Origin of the sequence: Afifella aestuarii (assembly GCF_004023665.1) — a bacterium.
Classification (GTDB): Bacteria; Pseudomonadota; Alphaproteobacteria; order Rhizobiales; family Afifellaceae; genus Afifella; species Afifella aestuarii.
Genome location: NZ_SAUF01000001.1, coordinates 1,444,193 through 1,460,887 on the forward strand (window position 1 = coordinate 1,444,193; position 16,695 = coordinate 1,460,887).

General features: G+C 62.6%; 13 protein-coding genes. 3 read left to right on the top strand and 10 right to left on the bottom strand.

The window, feature by feature from the left end; genetic code table 11:
* Positions 1-65: 65 nt before the first annotated feature.
* The 3 genes from EO094_RS06770 to lptF are packed head-to-tail and all read right to left on the bottom strand — an operon-like array spanning position 66 to position 4,782.
* Positions 66-2,474, bottom strand: a complete 2,409-nt coding sequence (locus EO094_RS06770; protein WP_164879572.1) for an LPS-assembly protein LptD — start codon at positions 2,472-2,474, stop codon at positions 66-68.
* A gap of 23 nt (positions 2,475-2,497) precedes the next feature.
* Entirely contained in the window at positions 2,498-3,571 is a 1,074-nt protein-coding gene (gene lptG / locus EO094_RS06775; protein WP_128291468.1) for an LPS export ABC transporter permease LptG, read from the bottom strand.
* On the bottom strand, positions 3,568-4,782 hold the full coding sequence (gene lptF, locus EO094_RS06780; protein ID WP_164879573.1) for an LPS export ABC transporter permease LptF: 1,215 nt from the start codon (positions 4,780-4,782) through the stop codon (positions 3,568-3,570). The genes lptG and lptF overlap by 4 nt, the downstream gene beginning before the upstream one ends.
* A 172-nt stretch (positions 4,783-4,954) precedes the next feature.
* Between lptF and EO094_RS06785 the strand changes: the two genes are divergently transcribed.
* Together EO094_RS06785 and EO094_RS06790 are read left to right on the top strand one after the other, a co-directional pair.
* Positions 4,955-6,448: a leucyl aminopeptidase gene (locus EO094_RS06785; RefSeq protein WP_205649836.1), complete on the top strand. Its 1,494-nt coding sequence runs from the start codon at positions 4,955-4,957 to the stop codon at positions 6,446-6,448.
* A 29-nt stretch (positions 6,449-6,477) separates the two neighbouring features.
* A complete protein-coding gene (locus EO094_RS06790; RefSeq protein WP_128291471.1) occupies positions 6,478-6,927 on the top strand; it encodes a DNA polymerase III subunit chi in 450 nt (149 codons plus the stop codon).
* A gap of 28 nt (positions 6,928-6,955) precedes the next feature.
* Here EO094_RS06790 and EO094_RS06795 read toward each other — a convergent pair whose 3' ends face one another.
* From EO094_RS06795 to EO094_RS06805, 3 genes are all read right to left on the bottom strand, one after another.
* Positions 6,956-7,918 carry a CHAD domain-containing protein gene (locus tag EO094_RS06795; RefSeq protein WP_164879574.1) on the bottom strand — a complete coding sequence of 321 codons (963 nt, stop codon included), beginning with the start codon at positions 7,916-7,918 and terminating at the stop codon, positions 6,956-6,958.
* Between the two features lie 36 nt (positions 7,919-7,954).
* Positions 7,955-8,425 carry a CYTH domain-containing protein gene (locus EO094_RS06800; RefSeq protein WP_128291473.1) on the bottom strand — a complete coding sequence of 157 codons (471 nt, stop codon included), beginning with the start codon at positions 8,423-8,425 and terminating at the stop codon, positions 7,955-7,957.
* A 62-nt stretch (positions 8,426-8,487) separates the two neighbouring features.
* Positions 8,488-9,402 carry a LysR family transcriptional regulator ArgP gene (locus tag EO094_RS06805; RefSeq protein ID WP_128291474.1) on the bottom strand — a complete coding sequence of 305 codons (915 nt, stop codon included), beginning with the start codon at positions 9,400-9,402 and terminating at the stop codon, positions 8,488-8,490.
* Between the two features lie 96 nt (positions 9,403-9,498).
* Between EO094_RS06805 and EO094_RS06810 the strand changes: the two genes are divergently transcribed.
* Positions 9,499-10,107, top strand: a complete 609-nt coding sequence (locus EO094_RS06810) for a LysE/ArgO family amino acid transporter (RefSeq protein WP_128291475.1) — start codon at positions 9,499-9,501, stop codon at positions 10,105-10,107.
* Positions 10,108-10,238: 131 nt separating this feature from the next.
* Here EO094_RS06810 and EO094_RS06815 read toward each other — a convergent pair whose 3' ends face one another.
* From EO094_RS06815 to EO094_RS06830, 4 genes are all read right to left on the bottom strand, one after another.
* Complete coding sequence (locus tag EO094_RS06815) at positions 10,239-10,517, bottom strand: twin-arginine translocation signal domain-containing protein (protein WP_205649837.1); 279 nt, start codon at positions 10,515-10,517, stop codon at positions 10,239-10,241.
* Between the two features lie 72 nt (positions 10,518-10,589).
* The gene (locus EO094_RS06820) at positions 10,590-12,908 is read right to left on the bottom strand and encodes an MtrB/PioB family decaheme-associated outer membrane protein (protein WP_128291476.1); all 2,319 of its coding nucleotides are present in this window, start codon (positions 12,906-12,908) and stop codon (positions 10,590-10,592) included.
* Positions 12,909-13,043: 135 nt separating this feature from the next.
* Positions 13,044-14,129: a DmsE family decaheme c-type cytochrome gene (locus EO094_RS06825; protein ID WP_128291477.1), complete on the bottom strand. Its 1,086-nt coding sequence runs from the start codon at positions 14,127-14,129 to the stop codon at positions 13,044-13,046.
* 672 nt (positions 14,130-14,801) lie between these two features.
* Positions 14,802-16,688 (bottom strand): ABC-F family ATP-binding cassette domain-containing protein, encoded by a 1,887-nt coding sequence (locus tag EO094_RS06830; RefSeq protein ID WP_128291858.1) that lies wholly within the window; start codon positions 16,686-16,688, stop codon positions 14,802-14,804.
* Positions 16,689-16,695: the final 7 nt, after the last annotated feature.

Below are 16,695 nucleotides of genomic sequence, written 5' to 3' on the forward strand. Positions count from 1 at the left end.
ATGTTCGCATCGTTCCGTTGCAGCTTTTGATGGCGGCTCTTAAGCGCGAATTATGGCGCTAATTTTTAAAAGAGCCCAGAGTAGAGGTCGTCGTCATCGTTGTCGTCGTAATCGTCGCCCGATGCCGCGAAGCTCACCTCGCTGTCGCCCAGGGTGCGCAGATTGAAGCGTACAAACACCTCGCGGCCGGAGACGATGTCCGTGTAGCGGTCGCGTGTCTCGCTGTAGACCACGGATAGATTGAAGCATTCGTCGTCATAGGCAAGGCCCAGGGCGTGCCTGACGCGGCTCATCTGGTCGATGTCGAAGGTGATGCCACCCTTCACCGACCAGAAATCGCTGACGGCGACCTGGCCTGTCGTCGAGATTTCTGATTGTTCGTCGTCGATGCCGAGCTCCGGAACCTCGCGACGATAGAAATAGGTGAGGGCCGCGCTGTTGCGCCGGCCCTTTGAGACGCGCGCCGTCGCTTCTGCGCGGTTGACGTCGAAAGTGTCGTTGTCGAAGCGGCCGCGGGCCGTCAGCGTCAATCCTTCGCCGGAATCCAGGGTGACGCGTCCGACATAGTCGGAATCGTCGGTCGATAGCCCCGAGCCGATGCCCGTGAGGGTGACGTTGCTCTTGGAGAAGGAGTTCGCTCCGGCGAGCTGGAAGGATTGGCCGAAGAGGGCGTCGATGCTCGCCTTGCCCAGCATCGCATGATAGGTGAAGCCCACATTGGCTCTCGTGCCCCCCTCCTGGCGGTCATAGCCGGAGAATTTATCCCATTCGAACAGGTTCGTGTCGTCGAAGACGAGGCTTTGCGCGTCCTCGTTCGGCAGGTCGTTGATGTGCTGTTCGTCGGGACGAACGATGATCTGGGCGACCGGGCTGAACGTCTGTGAGATCGGCCCCATCTGCGCCAGGAACGGATAGCGGTAGTCCAAGCCGACGGCGGGCATGGCGCGCAGATAGGTTTCGTCACCGGCGAGACCCGTCTCGGTGTCGTCGGCCTGGACGTTGTAGACGTCCCCCTTGAGATACGCGAAGGGCGTGAAGACCTGCCCGAGTGGGCCGACGATCCTGCTCTTCCAGGTTACGTCGGTGCTCGCCCGGGTGAAGGTGCCCTCGACGCCGGCGTAATATTCTTTCTGCGTCCGATTGCCCGCCTCGTCATACTGAAAGTAGGCGCGCTCATCCGTGTCGCCGCGGGTGAGGCTCGTCAGATTCGAGGTCAGGCTGAGTTCGCCGCCCAATATCGGCTGGTCGAAGATGTAATTGTGGTCGAGCACGGGGTGCACGACAGCCTGCTCGTCCTGATAATTGCGGGTGGAATTCACCGGGTCGTTCCGCTGGATGCGGAAGGCATAGCCGCGCAGGTCGAAGAAGTTGCGATCGCTGAGGCCGGTCAGGAAGATGGTGTTGACCACTTCCGTGTCGGTCAGGCCGCGGATGTCGTAATCGCGCCCGAAGGTGCGATCCGTGGTGGTGGCGAGATCCCAGCCCCAGTTCCAGCGCGAATTGATATTGAAGCGTCCCTTCGTGGCGACGCTGCCGCGGAAGTCCCTGACGCCCGAGGAGACGAAATTGCCGAGCTCGAACTCGTCCTTGTTCTGCTGCAAAATCCCGGCGAGGCGGATGCTGTAGGAGCCGTTCATCAGCCGGTGGCGCCATTCCGTCTCCGCAAGCACACCCTGCTTGGAATAGACGGTCGGGGCGAAGGTGATGTCGTAGTTGGGAGCAAGGTTCCAGAAATATGGCGTCCCAACGCCATAGCCGAGGGCCGAGCTTTGATGGAAGTGCGGCGGCAGAAAGCCGCTCTTGCGCTTCACCGTCGGGTCCGGATGGTAGAAATAGGGAATGTAGACCATCGGAATGCCAAAGAATTCCAGGCGGGCATTGCGATAGTAGACGGTCTTTTCTTCCTTGTTGTGAACAATGCGCGAGGCTTTGATCTGCCACAGCGGCGGCCGGTCCGGATTTTCTCGGCACTGCTCGCAGGCGGTGTAGACGCCCTGGCGGAAAATCAACAGGTTGTTGCCCCGCCGCTCGGCGCTGTTGGCGGCGAAACGCGCGCGGTCCACCGTGAGGACGTTCAGGCTCTCGATGAAGCCGTCGCTGAACGTGTCGGTGATGTCCATTTCGCGGGCGGTGATGATATTGCCGCCCGGCTCCGTCATGCTGACGCCGCCTGAGGCGATGAGCCGGCTGTCGCTTTCACGATAGGTCACCTGCGGCGCACGCAGCGTATAGCCTTCGTAATAGATCTCGACGCCGCCGCGGGCGGTCACGATGTGCCGGTCGAAATCGTAGACGAGCTCGTCCGCCTCCAAGAGCATCTTGGCGTTCGGATTTTGCGTCACCTGCTCTTCGAAATTCAAATCCTGAGCAAGGGCGGCGGGTGTCCACGGATCTGCCGCAAACGCGACCAAAGCCAAAGCGGAGACGGCCGCCAGCCGCCGCGCAAGCCCCCAGCCTGCGCGCCCGCGCGTCACTCTTTCTCGTGTGTGGACGGGAATCATCCGTCCTCCTGATAAAGCAGCGCCGTGGCTCCGAACAACATGGCGAGAACCGCAGGACTCCAGGCCGCGAGGACGGGATCCAGGATCCCGTTGCTGCCCATATCGCTGACGATCTCGGTCGCGACATAAAGCAGAAAGCCGATGATGATGCCAGTCAGGGCGAGCTTTCCTGCGCCACCGTAGCGCGAAAGCCTCAGGCTGACGGTGGCGGCGACGGTGACCATGGCCATCAGGAAGAGAGGCCGGGCGAGAAGGCTATGGAATGCCAGGGTGAAGCGTGCGGTGTTCAATCCGGTCTGTGCGGCCGTGTCGATGAAGCGGCGCAAAGTCCAAACGGAGAGCCGGTCGGGTCGCAGAAGCGTCAAATTGACCTGATCGGGCGTCAGCGAGGTCGGCAGGATGTAGCGGTCGAATCGATCCGAGGCGCCTTCGCCGGAAATGTAGCGGGTCTTGGCAAAGATCCAGCGGCCTGGCCGATAGCTGGCGGAGAGGCTGACGAGCTTCGCCTGGAAGCTGCCGTCGGGATTGAACAGGAAGGCGGTAACGCCACGCAATTCCTTTGCGGAGCTGTCGTAGTTCGCCGCACGGATGATCGACGGCCCGTCCAGACCCTCCTGGCGAAACCAGATGGCGTCGGCGGAACTCGCCGCCATGCCGTCGGAGAGCGAGGCCTCGATTCGGTCCGAGCGCTCCTTGAGCTCCGTGGCGAGCGGGTTGAAGAGAAATGTCGATGCCAGACCGGTCACCAGAGCAAGAAAGAACGGCGCACGCAGGAAGCCCCAGACGGAGACCCCGGCGCCGCGCGCCACCACGAGCTCCAGCTTTCTAGACAAATTGAGGAAACAGATCGTTGCCGAAAAAAGGAAAAGAAAAGGCAGGATATCTTCCAGCAAGGCCGGCGCACGCATCAGGGCGAGCTTGAGCCCGAGCAGGGAGGTGAAGGCCTCCGCATCGGAGAAACGGCGCAAGAGCTCGACGTAGTCGACCAGAAAGACGAGGGTGAGAAGCGCGATCAGGATCGTGGCCAGTGAGACGAGGAAACGGCGGCCGATATAGGTTGCAAGGATCATGCGTGGCCGGTGCTCTTGCGTTGAAACAAGGCAAGGGGGGAAAGCTTCATGAGCTTGTGGCCCAGCCGGGCGAGAGTGTCGAGAAAGCGCGCGATGAAGACCGGGGTGCGCCAGCGATAGCCGCGCTTGAGCGCGAGTGCCGACACGACGATACCGGCGATGGGCACCGCGTAGAGAAGCGGAATGAGGGCCGCATCGTTGGTTGCTGCGGCGAGGACCCCAAAGCCGAGGCCGCGAAGCGTGAAGCCCGAAACCACCGCAAGCGCCGTCGCATAGCCGCGATCCTGTCTGTTGGTACGCGCGCGCCCGCAAAACAGAAGCGCGATGAACGCAAAGGCGATGGTGTAGAGCGGCGCGGTGATGCGGTCATGCAGCTCCGCCTTCCATCGCGCCGGAAACTCTTCCCGATAGGGATTGTCCGGCGCCGGGTTGAGGAGTTCCCGTGTCGTCAGTTCGCGCGGCTTGCGCGCGGCGTTGACCTCGCCCGCCTTGAACTGGCTGAGGTCGAAACCGTAGGTGTCGAACTCGACGACGCTCGTCTCACCCTTCATGCGGTTGTCGCGGACGAGTTCGCCATCCTTCATGATGAGATAGGCGTTGCCGCCGCTTTCCACGAGCACGCCGGTTTTGGCGATGTACTGGGTGGAATCGCTCGGGATACGATCGTCGCTGACGAAGATGTTCTTGAAGCTGCCGTCCGGCGCCTTGGCGCGGATGTGGAGCGTAAGGCCGTTGTCGACCGTGCGGAAGCCGCCGTCCTTGACCAGAGTGGCGAGAAGATCGGCGCGCACATGCGCCACGATTTCGCGCAAGGCGCCGAGACTTGCCGGCGCGACGACGTGATAGAGAAGGGTGACGGCGACGAAAATGACGGCGCCCAAAGCGATGATCGGCCGGGCGACGACCCGGCTCGATGCGCCCGCCGCCGCCATCACCGGCAATTCGCTGTCGGCATTGAGATTGTTTAAGGTGACGGTCGCTGAGATGAGGTAGGCGATCGGGGCGATCACCTGAATGAGGGCGGGCAAAGCCAGGAGCGTCATGAAGACGAACATCCAGATCGCCTGGCCTTTGGCCGTCACCACGTCGAGCTCGCGCAGCACCTGGGTCATCCACATGGTGGCGACCAGCGCCCCCAGAACGAGCAGGAGCAGCATCAATGCGCGACGAAAAACGTAGCGTTCCAGAAGGGGCAGCCTGAAGATTTGCATCCGGTCCTTGTTCGGCAAGATCGGGCTTGCGAGCTCAAGCCTTACGCAGGCATGGATAAAATTCACCCAACAAGCATGGTTAACGGCAATTGGCCTTGACGGCCAAGCTCTCACGGCTAATCCAGTCGCACCCCTACTTTCCATGACAAAAGCCGAGGATCGAGGCAACAGCATGGTCGCCAACACCACCATCACTTTTGAGAAACCCGCCGTTCCCAAAAAGGGAACCGCCGTCCTTTTGACCGGCAAAGAGCTCGCTCTGGGGCCGATCGCGACCTCGCTCGACGAGGCCGCCGGCTCGCGATTCGCGGTGGCGGCGAAAATCAAAGGCTACAAAGGCGCTCTGCGCAAAACGCTCGAACTCGTCGCGCCGTCCGGCGTCGATGTGGAGCGAATCATTTTTGTGGGACTTGGGGACGTCGATCCCGATATCGACTGGCTGCGCCTTGGCGGCGCGACCGCGAAGGCGCTGCCGGATGAGGGCGAGGTGACCGTCGTTCTGCAGGATCCCGAAGGCCGCGGCCCGACCAGCGAAGACGCGGCCGCCTTTGCTCTCGGCCTCGTCATGCGCCGCTATCGCTTCGATCGCTACAAGAGCCGGAAGAGCGATGAAGATGCGCCGCGCGGGCCGATGACCGTCACGATCGGCGTCGACAATCCGGAGGCTGCCGAGGTCGCCTGGAAAGAGGCTGCTGCCGTCGCCGAGGGCGTCGAACTTGCGCGCAATCTCGTCAATGAACCGGCCAACATTCTGGGCCCGGTCGAATTCGCCGAGCGGCTCGGCGAGCTCAAGGCGAAGGGGCTCGACGTCGACGTGCTCGACGAGAAGACGCTGACGGATTTGAAGCTCAACGCGCTGTTGGGGGTGGCGCAGGGCTCGGTGCGTCCGCCGCGGGTCGTCATCATGCGCTGGAACGGGGCCGGCGACGAGGCACCGATCGCTTTCGTCGGCAAGGGCGTCGTCTTCGATACGGGCGGTATCTCCATCAAGCCGGCAGCCGGCATGGAGGACATGAAGGGCGATATGGGCGGCGCGGCCGCCGTTTCCGGCGTCATGCTGGCGCTCGCCGGCCGCAAGGCCAAGGTGAATGCCGTCGGCATCGTCGGCATCGTGGAGAACATGCCCGACGGGAACGCGCAGCGGCCGGGCGATATCGTGACGTCGCTCTCCGGCCAGACGATTGAGGTGATCAACACCGACGCCGAAGGCCGGCTGGTGCTCGCCGATATCCTGACGCATGTGCAGAATGTCGCCAAGCCGAAGGCGATGATCGATCTGGCGACCTTGACTGGCGCCATCATCGTGGCGCTCGGCCACCATTATGCCGGGCTCTTCTCCAACGACGATAAGCTCGCGTCGGCTCTTCTCGATGCCGGGAAGACGACCGGCGAAAAGGTCTGGCGCATGCCGCTCGGCGAGGAATACGACAAGCTCATCGATTCCAAGAACGCCGATATGAAGAATGTCGGCGGACGCTGGGGCGGTTCGATCACGGCCGCGCAATTCCTCAAGCGCTTCGTGGAGAACGACACGCCCTGGGCGCATCTCGATGTCGCCGGAACGGCGATGGGATCGCCTTCGAGCGACACGAATGATTCTTGGAGTTCGGGCTTCGGCGTCCGGCTTCTCGATCAGCTGGTGAAGTCGAGCTACGAAAAGGCCTGAGGCCCTGGGTGATGATGTGAGGGAGCGCCTTGCCTGAGATCCTCTTCTACCATCTGGAGACGAGGCCGCTCGACAAGGCGCTTCCGGATCTTTTGCAGCGCTCGCTCGATCGCGGCTGGCGAGCGGTCGTGCAGGCCGGGAGCGAGGAGCGGCTGGCTTCGCTCGATACCGCGCTCTGGACCTTCGACGACGCGTCGTTTCTGCCTCACGGAATGGCCGAAGACGGGCGCCCGGAAGATCAGCCGGTGTTTCTCACTACGAAGCTCGAAAACCCGAACGGGGCTGCGATCCGCTTTCTCCTCGATTGTGCGGAGGAGGGTGATTTTTCGGCCTATCAGCGCGTCGTCTATCTTTTCGAGGCGGCGAACGAAGCGACCATGCAATGGGCGCGGCAGGCCTGGAAACGCCTGAAGGCCGAAGGCGCCGAGATGACCTACTGGAAACAGGATTCCGACGGCCGCTGGAAAAAACAGGGCTGATCTGAGAAGTGGCCGGCGGTTTCGTCCGTCAGCTGCTCTCGGCGCGTTCATCCTGGGCGGCCGATGTCGCCAGATGTTCGCGCGGCTTCTGCGCTTCCTCTTCTGCCGCCTCCCAGTAGGAGGTCATGCGTGCCGAAAGAGCGTCGGGGGATTCCGCACAGAGCTTTGCCCCGATGTCGAGTGCGGCGGACCGCAGCTCGCTTTGCCGGCGGTCGAGGAGTGCAAGCAGAAGCTCCTGAACCTTCTTTTTCCCGAAGAGTTTCGGCTCTTCGATGAGCGTGCCCCGATAGACGGCGAGATCGTGCTCGTCTCCAAGAATATCGGCGAGCGCCTTGGCTTCGGCGCGGCGCGCCTTCATCGGCTCCGGCCAGATTTTGCGCAGGAGTTTGAGATGTACCCAGTGATATTTGGCGCGCTTGCGCCAATCGTGGAACACCGCTGAATCTTCTGCGGTCTTGGCCTTGTGGTAGCCTTTGTCGAGACGCTTGTAGGTCTTGGCGAACCCCTCTGCGACCGTCTCGAAATCATCGGGGAAGGAAAGTTCGTCGAGCCGCTTCTCACCGGTATCGAGCGCCTTCATCGTGGCGTCTATGCGCTCGTCGAGGTCGGTGACCTTGTCCGTCATCTCCGCCCGGCGCTCGTCGAGCCGCTGGCGGGTGCTGTAGAGAATGCCGTCCTCGATGCGATCCCCGAAATGGCTGGTGAGGGCGTCATGCGTCTCAAGGAGCGCCGTCGCGTCGCGGATGACGGAGAGCTCGCGTGCGATATCGCGCCAGCGGGCGTTTTCGATCGCGTAATCCTCGCCGAGGCCGGGCCGGGCGAGGCGCAAGAGGCCACGGATCTTTTTGAAGCGTTTGCGCGCCAGATGCACTGCTTCGTGGCGATCCTCGGCCTCGTCGGAAAGTTCGGCACGCGCCCGCTCGATCTGTTCGGCGGCGGTCCGCTTCAGTTCTTCGGCAATGGACGCGGACGGGTCGAGAGAAAAGCTCATGACATCCATATGGGTGCGCACCCAGTGCGCCTCAAGTTAAGTCCAGTCGTGGTAGGGGTGCTGCGACAGAGAGGCATTGGTGTAGCGGCCGTCGCCAGAGACCTCTTCGCCCAGCCATTCCGGATGCTCGAATTCCTGATCAGGATGGTCGAGCTCGATTTCGGCGACGACGAGGCCGGCATTGCGATCCTCGAATACGTCGATTTCCCAGGCGAGATGGCCGTGGCGGATGATGTGGCGGGTCTTTTCGATCAGGCGGCCGGCGCATTTGGCGATCAGTTCTTCGCCGTCTTCGAGAGGGATCGCGTATTCGTATTCGTCGCGGCTGATCGCCGCCTTGCCGCTCTTGATGGTGAGATACGCCTTTTCGTCGTCGACGATGCGCACGCGCAGGCTCGCCCGCTCGTCGTTGCACAGATAACCCTGCCGGATATGCCGGGTTTCGTTGACGGACTTCCGCCAGTCATCGCTGGCCAGAAGGAATTTGCGTTCGATTTCGAGTGCCATGATGCGGAAAGTAGCGAAGGCGTGCGAAGTTCCCGCGACATCGTCGTCGCAGGGACGAACGGTCAAAACTGCGGACCGCGAGGGTTGGGTCTTCCCGGCTGAACGAGATGCCGGCCCGCGGCCGAGCGAACTGCTGCACTCACGTCTTCGATCGCCGTTTCCAGGGCGCGCGTCGTCTGCCAGTAAAGCGGGATATCGAGAGCAGTCTTCGGGACGAGTTCAACGAGGGCACCTGAGCGCAGATGTGTTGCCACCAGTGAAAGCGGGTTGAGCCCCCAGCCGAGGCCTGCCAGGGCCGCCTCGATGAAGGCATGGGTCGCGGGCAGCCAGTGACAGGGCATGTCGAGGGAGTGGCCGAGGAGGCGGGTGACCCACTGTCGCTGCAGGGCGTCTTTGGTGTTGAACTGCAGGCACGGCGCCTTTGCAAGCGCTGCCTCGTCGACGCCTTTGGAAAACCAGCGTGCGGCGAAGGAGGGGGAAGCGGTGGCGACATAGCGCAGCGCGCCGAGCGGACGGCTGCTGCAGCCCTGAATCGCGCCGCCTTGCGCGGATACCGCCGCGCTCACCTCGCCCCGGCGCAGCCAGTCGGCGCTGTGATCCTGATCGTCGAGGACGAGGTCGAAGAGGAGATCTTCCACCTGCGCCATCGCGTCGACGAACCAGGTCGCGAGGCTGTCGGCGTTGACGGCAATACGCAACGTCGCACTGTGCTGGCCCGCCAGTGCGGCGCCCAGCTCGGCTTCGAGCGTCCGTTCCAACAGCGCGACTTCTTCGGCGTGGCGGCAAAGACGGGCACCTGCGGCGGTTGCGGTGCAGGGCTGACCTCGGATGACGAGGACCGCGCCGAGCCTCTCCTCAAGCAATTTGAGGCGCTGAGAGACCGCGGAGGGGGTGACGTGCAGCCGTTCCGCAGCACGCTCGAAACTGCCGGTGCGCACCACCGAAGCGAGCGCGGCCAACTGGTCATAAGGAAGCACGGATTAGTATTCCTAATTCTCATTTAGAAAATTGAGCTTCGCTAATTTCCGTCGACCGCCTAGTCAATGCCGCGGAACGAGACCGGGGTTTGTGGCATGTCACCTTTTGAGAGCGCTGTTGCCGGCTTCTCGCTGGGGCTCGGTCTCATCGTGGCGATCGGTGCGCAAAATGCCTTTGTCTTGCGGCAGGGGCTGGTCGCCCGCCACGTCTTCGCCGTCTGCCTCGTCTGCGCGCTCTCCGATGCGGTTCTGATCTCGGCTGGGGTTGGCGGTGCATCAGGTCTCATGAAGGCGTTGCCGTGGATCGAGACGGTGATGCGCTACGGCGGCGCGTTGTTTCTCATTGTCTATGCGCTGAAGAGTTTTCACGCTGCGCTCAAGCCGGGGCCCGGCTTGCAGCCGCTCGATGCCGACGGAGGGAGCCTCGGCGCGGCGATCGCCACCTGTCTCGCCTTCACCTGGCTCAATCCGCATGTCTATCTCGATACGCTGGTGCTCCTCGGCTCGGTGTCCTCGCAATATGAAGGGGAGAGACCGGCCTTCGCTTTGGGCGCAGTGACGGCGTCGTTCTCGTTCTTCTTTGCGCTCGGCTATGGGGCGCGGCTCCTGCGGCCGGTCTTTGCCGATCCGCGCGCCTGGCGGGTGCTCGATCTGGTGATCGGCATCATCATGGGCGTGATCGCGGCGAGCCTCCTGCGGGGATGAGCGGCGAGGGGGCGGACGGCGAAACGCGGACGGCGGACATGAAAATGCGGGACGTAAAGTCCCGCATGGATTGAATGGTGAGGCGGGAACCCCTGAAGAGGTTTTCTCGCCTGTTCCGGGTTCGGCCCGCGCTACTTCTTGGCGTAGAGGCGGCACCAGCCCTTCGGTGAGATCGGCCCCTGCACGACCTGACAGGCGTCCGGCGCCTGGAAGTGTCGGCAATTGTCGCACTCCTGCCGCCCCTTCGGCGTCGTCTGGTAGCCGGCGATGCTCTGCTTGGCCTTGTTGGCGATTTGCGCATTCGCCGACCCCGTCCCGACCAGAGCCAAAGAGCCGGCTGCGATCGCACAGGCCCCGAGAAGCTCACGCCGGGACATGCCAGTGTTCGATGTCTTCGAGTTGTCGCTCATTTTGGGTTCCCTCCTTGGTTTTTCTTTGAATGTGCCCCGGATGCGTCGCGTCGACGGCACAGGGGTCTTTCCTCACCAGCGGTAGACCAGCGAGGCCATGACAGCGTGGACGTTGTAGTTGGTGTCCCAGAAGCCCATGGCGTAGCTCGTGGTGACGCCGTCCTCGATCAAATGCTGATAGGGCGTGTCGAGCTCGTCCTGCCAGTTGTCGACGAAATTGCGTTCCCAGGAATATTTGAGGGTCAAAGTCAAATCGCCGTCGAGACCAAGAATACCGCTCGCTTCCGGGTGGTAGTTCAGGGCTGCGTCGAAGCGATTGTAATTGGTCACCATGTCCGGGAAGGGCAGGCAGTTGGTGTCTCCCGGGCAAAGAGGCGTGGCGATCGGCGTGCGCGAGCTTGCGGTCGCGGTCCATTTGGAGACGCCGCGGGCGAAGCTGTCATAGAATTCGAGATCGAGAACGCCCGGGATGATCTCGATGTTGGCGCCGGCGACAAGCGTGTGCACCTGTTCGGTCATCTTGCTGTCCCAGCCGCCGGTGACGACGTCCGTGCCGCCGCCGGTGATGCTCGCGGCGACCATGTCACGGTCGAAGTCTTCGTAGACATAGGCGGCCATCAGGCTGATGCCGGGGGCGGGCGAGAATGCCACTTCGAGGCCGCCGTCCCAGCTGTTGTCCTTCAAGAGCCCGTATTCCGGGATGGCGGGATCGGTTAGGTAATCGTCGAAGCGCAGGCCGAAGGACGGCGTGATGACGAGATTTTCAAGCGCTTCGTATTCCAGCGAGACCTTCGCCTTGTGACGGTCCCGATCGGCCATGTCGTATTTGCGCACGCCAGGATCGACATTGGTGCCGAGCGGGTCGCTCACCATGGCATCGAGCACCGGCCCGAGATCGTAGCTGTCGTAGCGGCGTTGCGAATACTGGTAGCTGGAGCGCAGCTGCGCGCGATCGGTGATGCGGGCGTCGAGCGTGATCTTGCCCAGATATTCGTCCGTCACGTTGACGGAGCGCCTGTCGCGGTCCCACCGTTCCCAGCCGACCTCGCTGCCGAGCGTGATGCGGCTGGTCGCGAGCCAGCTCACTTCGGCTGAGGCGTTTTGCTTGGTGTATTGATAGGCGAGGGCTCTCAGGCCGCCGGTGGCCGGCGTGGCCGTCGTCGAATCGCCCATGATGTACTGGTCGATCAGCCATTCGGGCGTGCGATTGTCGAGGTCGTAATAGCGGTAGCGCAGCGTCGTGGAGACATCCTCGGCGATCTGCGTGCTGATCTTGTTGTTGATGAGGAGCGTGTTGATCTTCGCCCTGGCATCCGTGGTCGGCAGCGACAGCGCCGGGGCGTTCGGATTGATCGTATACGGGATGAGCGTGTCGCTCTGCTCCATCGTCGTATAGGAGACCGTGCCCATGTAGCGGCTCTTCCAGGGCAGATCGACGCCGGTCGTGACGCCGAGCGAATAGGCCTCGTTGTCCGGCGCAAGGCTGACACGGCCGAATTGCGGGAAGGTGGTGCCGGGCACCTGATAGTACGGATTCCGGAATGTGTAGGAATCGTACTTGTTCTCGTAAGTCGAAGCGTGACCCGTCACAGAGACGTTGAAGCGGCCCCAAGGTGTCTTGGAAAAATACTCGCCGCTTGCCTTGAGGTTTTGCGTCACGTCGTCGACCGGACGGGGAACGTCGACGCGGTGCACTTCGCCGGCGCCAAAGCCGTTCATGAGGATGCCGGCGGGCTGCGTTCCTTCGCGGTGGTCGTTGAGGTAGCTCGCCTCGAACTCCCAGCTCGGGCTCGGCGTGTAGGTCTGGTCGTACTGGATGCGACGGCGGTCGATGCCGATGTCGATCGGATGCACGGCGCCTGAGATCGCCGCATCATATTCTGCGGGACTTGGCGGGCTTTCCGGAAACGACACGTCGGTCGACAGGAAGTCGGTGCCGACGCCCTGCCAGATGCTCTGCGCGGTCGTCGAGTAGAGATGCGGGATCTCGTCCCACATGAAGGTGCCGTCGAGGAGCCCGGTCCGCGACCAGTCGAAGATGTAGCGGCCGTTGTTCTGGCCGATGTTCTCGGCGCGAACCTCGCCGGAATAGAGGCCGTCACCCGATTGCCAGCCGAACATCAGTTTTTCGAGAAGCAGGCCCGCAGGCACATCGCCATATTCCTCGAACTTGGCGGAGCTGTATTTCTGTGGTGCCAGGATGCTCGGCGTGTCCCAGACGGAAGCGTGATCGGGCGGCTCGTCGATGAAGACGCGGGCGCCCACTTCGATCTCGCCCCAGGTGACCGCCTCGGTGTCTTTCTCGTCCTGTGCCTTGGCTGCCTGCGGCAGCGCCGAGCCACCGGCGAGGAGCGCCATCGTGGCCAGCGTCAATCGGCGTTGAACCTTCATCGTTTCCTCCCCCCAGAGAAATGTCTTCAGGCCTTGGCGTGTGAGCGAAGCTCCTTGCGTGTCGTTGCTTTTTGGGTGGCTGCGGGGCGGTGCTTGCGAAACCTGCACGCGCCCCGCGCCTCCCCCCCCCTGTGGCTAGCGGTGCCAGCGCCTCCCTGACGGGCTGTTCGAGCCGTGGATGTTCGTGTGGCAGTTCTGGCAGGCGCTGTTGACCATGTAGCGGTTGGAGCTGATGCCGAGCGCAGGGTTGCCGAGATGGCGACCGGGCGTATGGCAGCGCTGGCACAGCCGCGGCCGCATCACCGTCAGAAGGTTGCGGTTCATGGAGCCGTGCGGTTCGTGGCAGTTGAGGCAGTTCTCGCGCACCGGCGGATGCTCGAAGAGGAACGGCCCGCGCTTGTCGGCATGGCAGGTGTAGCAGACGTCGTTGACGGTCGCTTCTTTCAGCATCTTGTCGTGCGGGCCGCCGTGCGGGTTGTGGCAGCTGCCGCAATCCATCTTGCCTTCGCGCATCGGCATATGGGCGGTGCGCACCGAGTGGGCGCGGCGGTCCTTGTGACACTGGAAACAGGTGTCCATTACGTTGCCCTTGGCCATCTGCATGCGGGGCGAGGTCCGGCGCATCACCGTGTGGCAGCTGGTGCAGGCGACGCCGCGGATTTGATGGACGGAGCCGCGCCAGTAGGTCCGGTCGCCCTTTTCGTGGCAGGTCAGGCAGATGCCGTTGATGTCGGCCGCCGAGGAACGCGGGTCGTTCGCACGAAAGGAACGAATGACACCGGTGCCGATGTCGTTGCGACCGCCGCCGGCGTTGACGTGCGAGGAGCCGGGTCCGTGGCAGCTCTCGCATTCCATCTTGCCGCCAACGGTGTGATGCCCTGTCTCCAGGAGACGGCCCATCACCGTCAGCTTGAACTCGTCGAAGGAGCCCGCATGACACACGCGGCATGGCTCTGAGCCGACGTAATGGGCGCCGACCGCGGCCCCGCTCGCCGTGACCTGCAGCACGTCCTGGCGCGGCAGATCCTTCAGCGTATCTTCCCGCGACAGAAGATCCATGGCCATCTGGGCGGTGTCTGCCGTCTGCGTCTTGGCAGAATCGGGGACGAAGACCGTGGCAGCCAGCAAGACGATCGGAATCAGGAAAATAGCAATCGTCGGTCGCCGACCTGCCGATAAGGCAATAGAGATCGCGCGGCCTACACCGCTGGCTAGTATCATCGATTTCCCCCCTCATCTAGCGCTTGAGCGCTAGGGCAATTCTGTCCAGATTTATTCGATCCGCGGAAAACTATGCGAAAAGCACAGTCCGTCCGCGACCATTACCGGATACGATTGCCGTTTCATTGCAGGTTAAGGGGCGAAATTTGGAAGTGTCAATTATTAAATTAGAGAATTTTGTATTTTCGCAAGTGCAAAATGAAGTTTTACATGAGGCTCGCTAGTATATTAGAATTATTACAAGAATTATATATGGAAGATTTTGTTGTATTTTATGCAGAGGCATGATGTGTTGATTTTGCAAGGGCTTGGCGGTTCGTGCGTGCGTGCGAGTTCATGTGGCGAAGCATCTATTGCGAGCTCCGTCGTTCCGGGGGAGGCCGGGATTATGATGCTTCGAGCCGCGAAACGGTGCAGGCCGGCTGCCGCGCACGGGATGAAAAAACACATTCGTTTTGCAGCGCGGAATCGGGCTGAACTCGCCCGACTTCAACGTCTTCTTCTCTCGCGGCTGCAACTGCTTTCCTTGCCCAAGCGCGCGGAGGTCTTCGTCAACATATGCAGATGCTTTCGCGTCTTTCGCGGGTGCTTCAGCCCGCGCGACGCCAGGGAGCCTTGCCGCAATCGAAAGCGCTGCGACGGAGATCTGGATGCGGCGTGGGAACGGGCCGCTCAGGCCGCGTCAGGTTCGCGGCCGAGTTCCTCCAGCATGGCCCCAAGCTCGATCCAGCGCTCTTCCAGCCGTTCCAGCATGGCCGCTTTCTCGCCGCGCTTCTTGGCAAGTGCAGCGGCCTTTTCGGGCATGGCGCGATGCAGAGCGGGTGACGCGAGTTCCTCGTCCAGGGCTTCGATCTCACTGGTGAAGACGTCGATCAGCCGTTCGCATTCCTTGAGCTTCTGGCGCAGGGGGGCCGAGGCACGGCGTTTGTCTGCCTGCTTCTGGCGGCCGGCTGCCGGCGCTGCGGGGGCCTTCTCCGCTGCCGGCTTTTTCGCCGGGCCTTCGAGCACTTCGCGGCGATAGTCTTCGATGTCGCCGTCATAGGGGGCGACGGTGCCTTTCGAGGTCAGCCAGAGCCTGTCGACGGAAGCTTCGATCAGATGGCGGTCATGGCTGATCAGGATGACGGCGCCGGAATAATCGTTGAGGGCGTGGATGAGCGCCTCGCGGCTGTCGACGTCGAGATGGTTGGTCGGCTCGTCGAGGATGAGGAGATGCGGCTTGCCCAGAGTGGCGAGGCCCATCAACAGGCGCGCCTTTTCACCGCCGGAGAGATCCTTCGCCTTGGTGTCCATCTTCTGCGTGGCGAGCCCCATCTGCGCGACGCGAGCGCGGAGCTGCGGCTCCGAAAGATCGGGGAGGCGCGCGCGGATGTGCTCCACAGCCGACTGGCCCGGAATGAGCTCGTCGAGCTGGTGCTGCGCGAAAAAGCCGATCTTGAGCTTGTTGGAGCGCTTGAAGGTTCCGGTCTCGGCCTCGAGCTGGCCGGAAATCAACTTGGCAAAGGTCGATTTGCCGTTGCCGTTGGCACCGAGGAGCGCGATGCGGTCATCGTCGTCGATCCTGAGATTGAGGTCCGTCAGGATCGGATGGCCGGGCTCGTAGCCGACCGAAACGCCTTCGAGCTGCAGGATCGGCGGGGCGGCGCGCTTCTCCGGATCCGGGAAGCGGAAGGGCAGGACCGTCTCGTCGGCGATGGTGGAGACCGGCTGCAGCTTGGCGAGCGCCTTCAATCGCGACTGGGCCTGCCGCGCTTTCGACGCCTTGGCGCGGAAGCGGTCGACGAAGGCCTCCATGTGCTTGCGCTGCGCTTCCTGCTTGTCCTTGAGCTTGGCCTGCAGGGCCTGGCGCTCGGCGCGCTGGCGCTCAAAACTGTCGTAGCCGCCGGAATAGGTCGTGAGCTTGTGCTCCGACAGATGCACGATCGTGCGCACGGCGTTGTTCAAGAGATCGCGGTCGTGCGAAATCAGGATCGCCGAATGCCGGTAGCGGGCGATGTAGCGCTCCAGCCACAACGAACCTTCGAGATCGAGATAGTTCGTCGGCTCGTCGAGAAGGAGAAGGTCGGGCTCGGTGAAGAGAACCGCGGCGAGGGCGACGCGCATGCGCCAGCCGCCGGAGAATTCCGAGCAGGGACGGTTCTGCGCCTCTTCGTCGAAGCCGAGGCCTTTCAGAATGCGGGCGGCACGCGCTTCCGCTTCATGGGCGCCGATTTCGGCAAGGCGGGTGTGGATCTCGCCGATGCGGGCGCCTTCCTTGGCCGTCTCCGTCTCGGCCAGAAGCCGGCTGCGCTCTTCGTCGGCAGCGAGCACGGTTTCGATCAGCGTCTCCGGACCACCTGGGGCTTCCTGCAGCACGCGGCCGATGCGGGCGCGCTTGGGCAGGATGATCTCGCCCTCATCGGGCGCGATGTCGCCCGCGATGGCGCGAAACAGCGTGGTCTTGCCGGCGCCGTTCTTGCCGACGAAGCCCACCTTCGAGCCCGAGGGAAGGTTGAGGCTCGCCTTGTCGATGAGGGTGCGCCCGGCGATGCGGAGCGTGATGTTTGAAAGCTGCAGCATGGCGAGG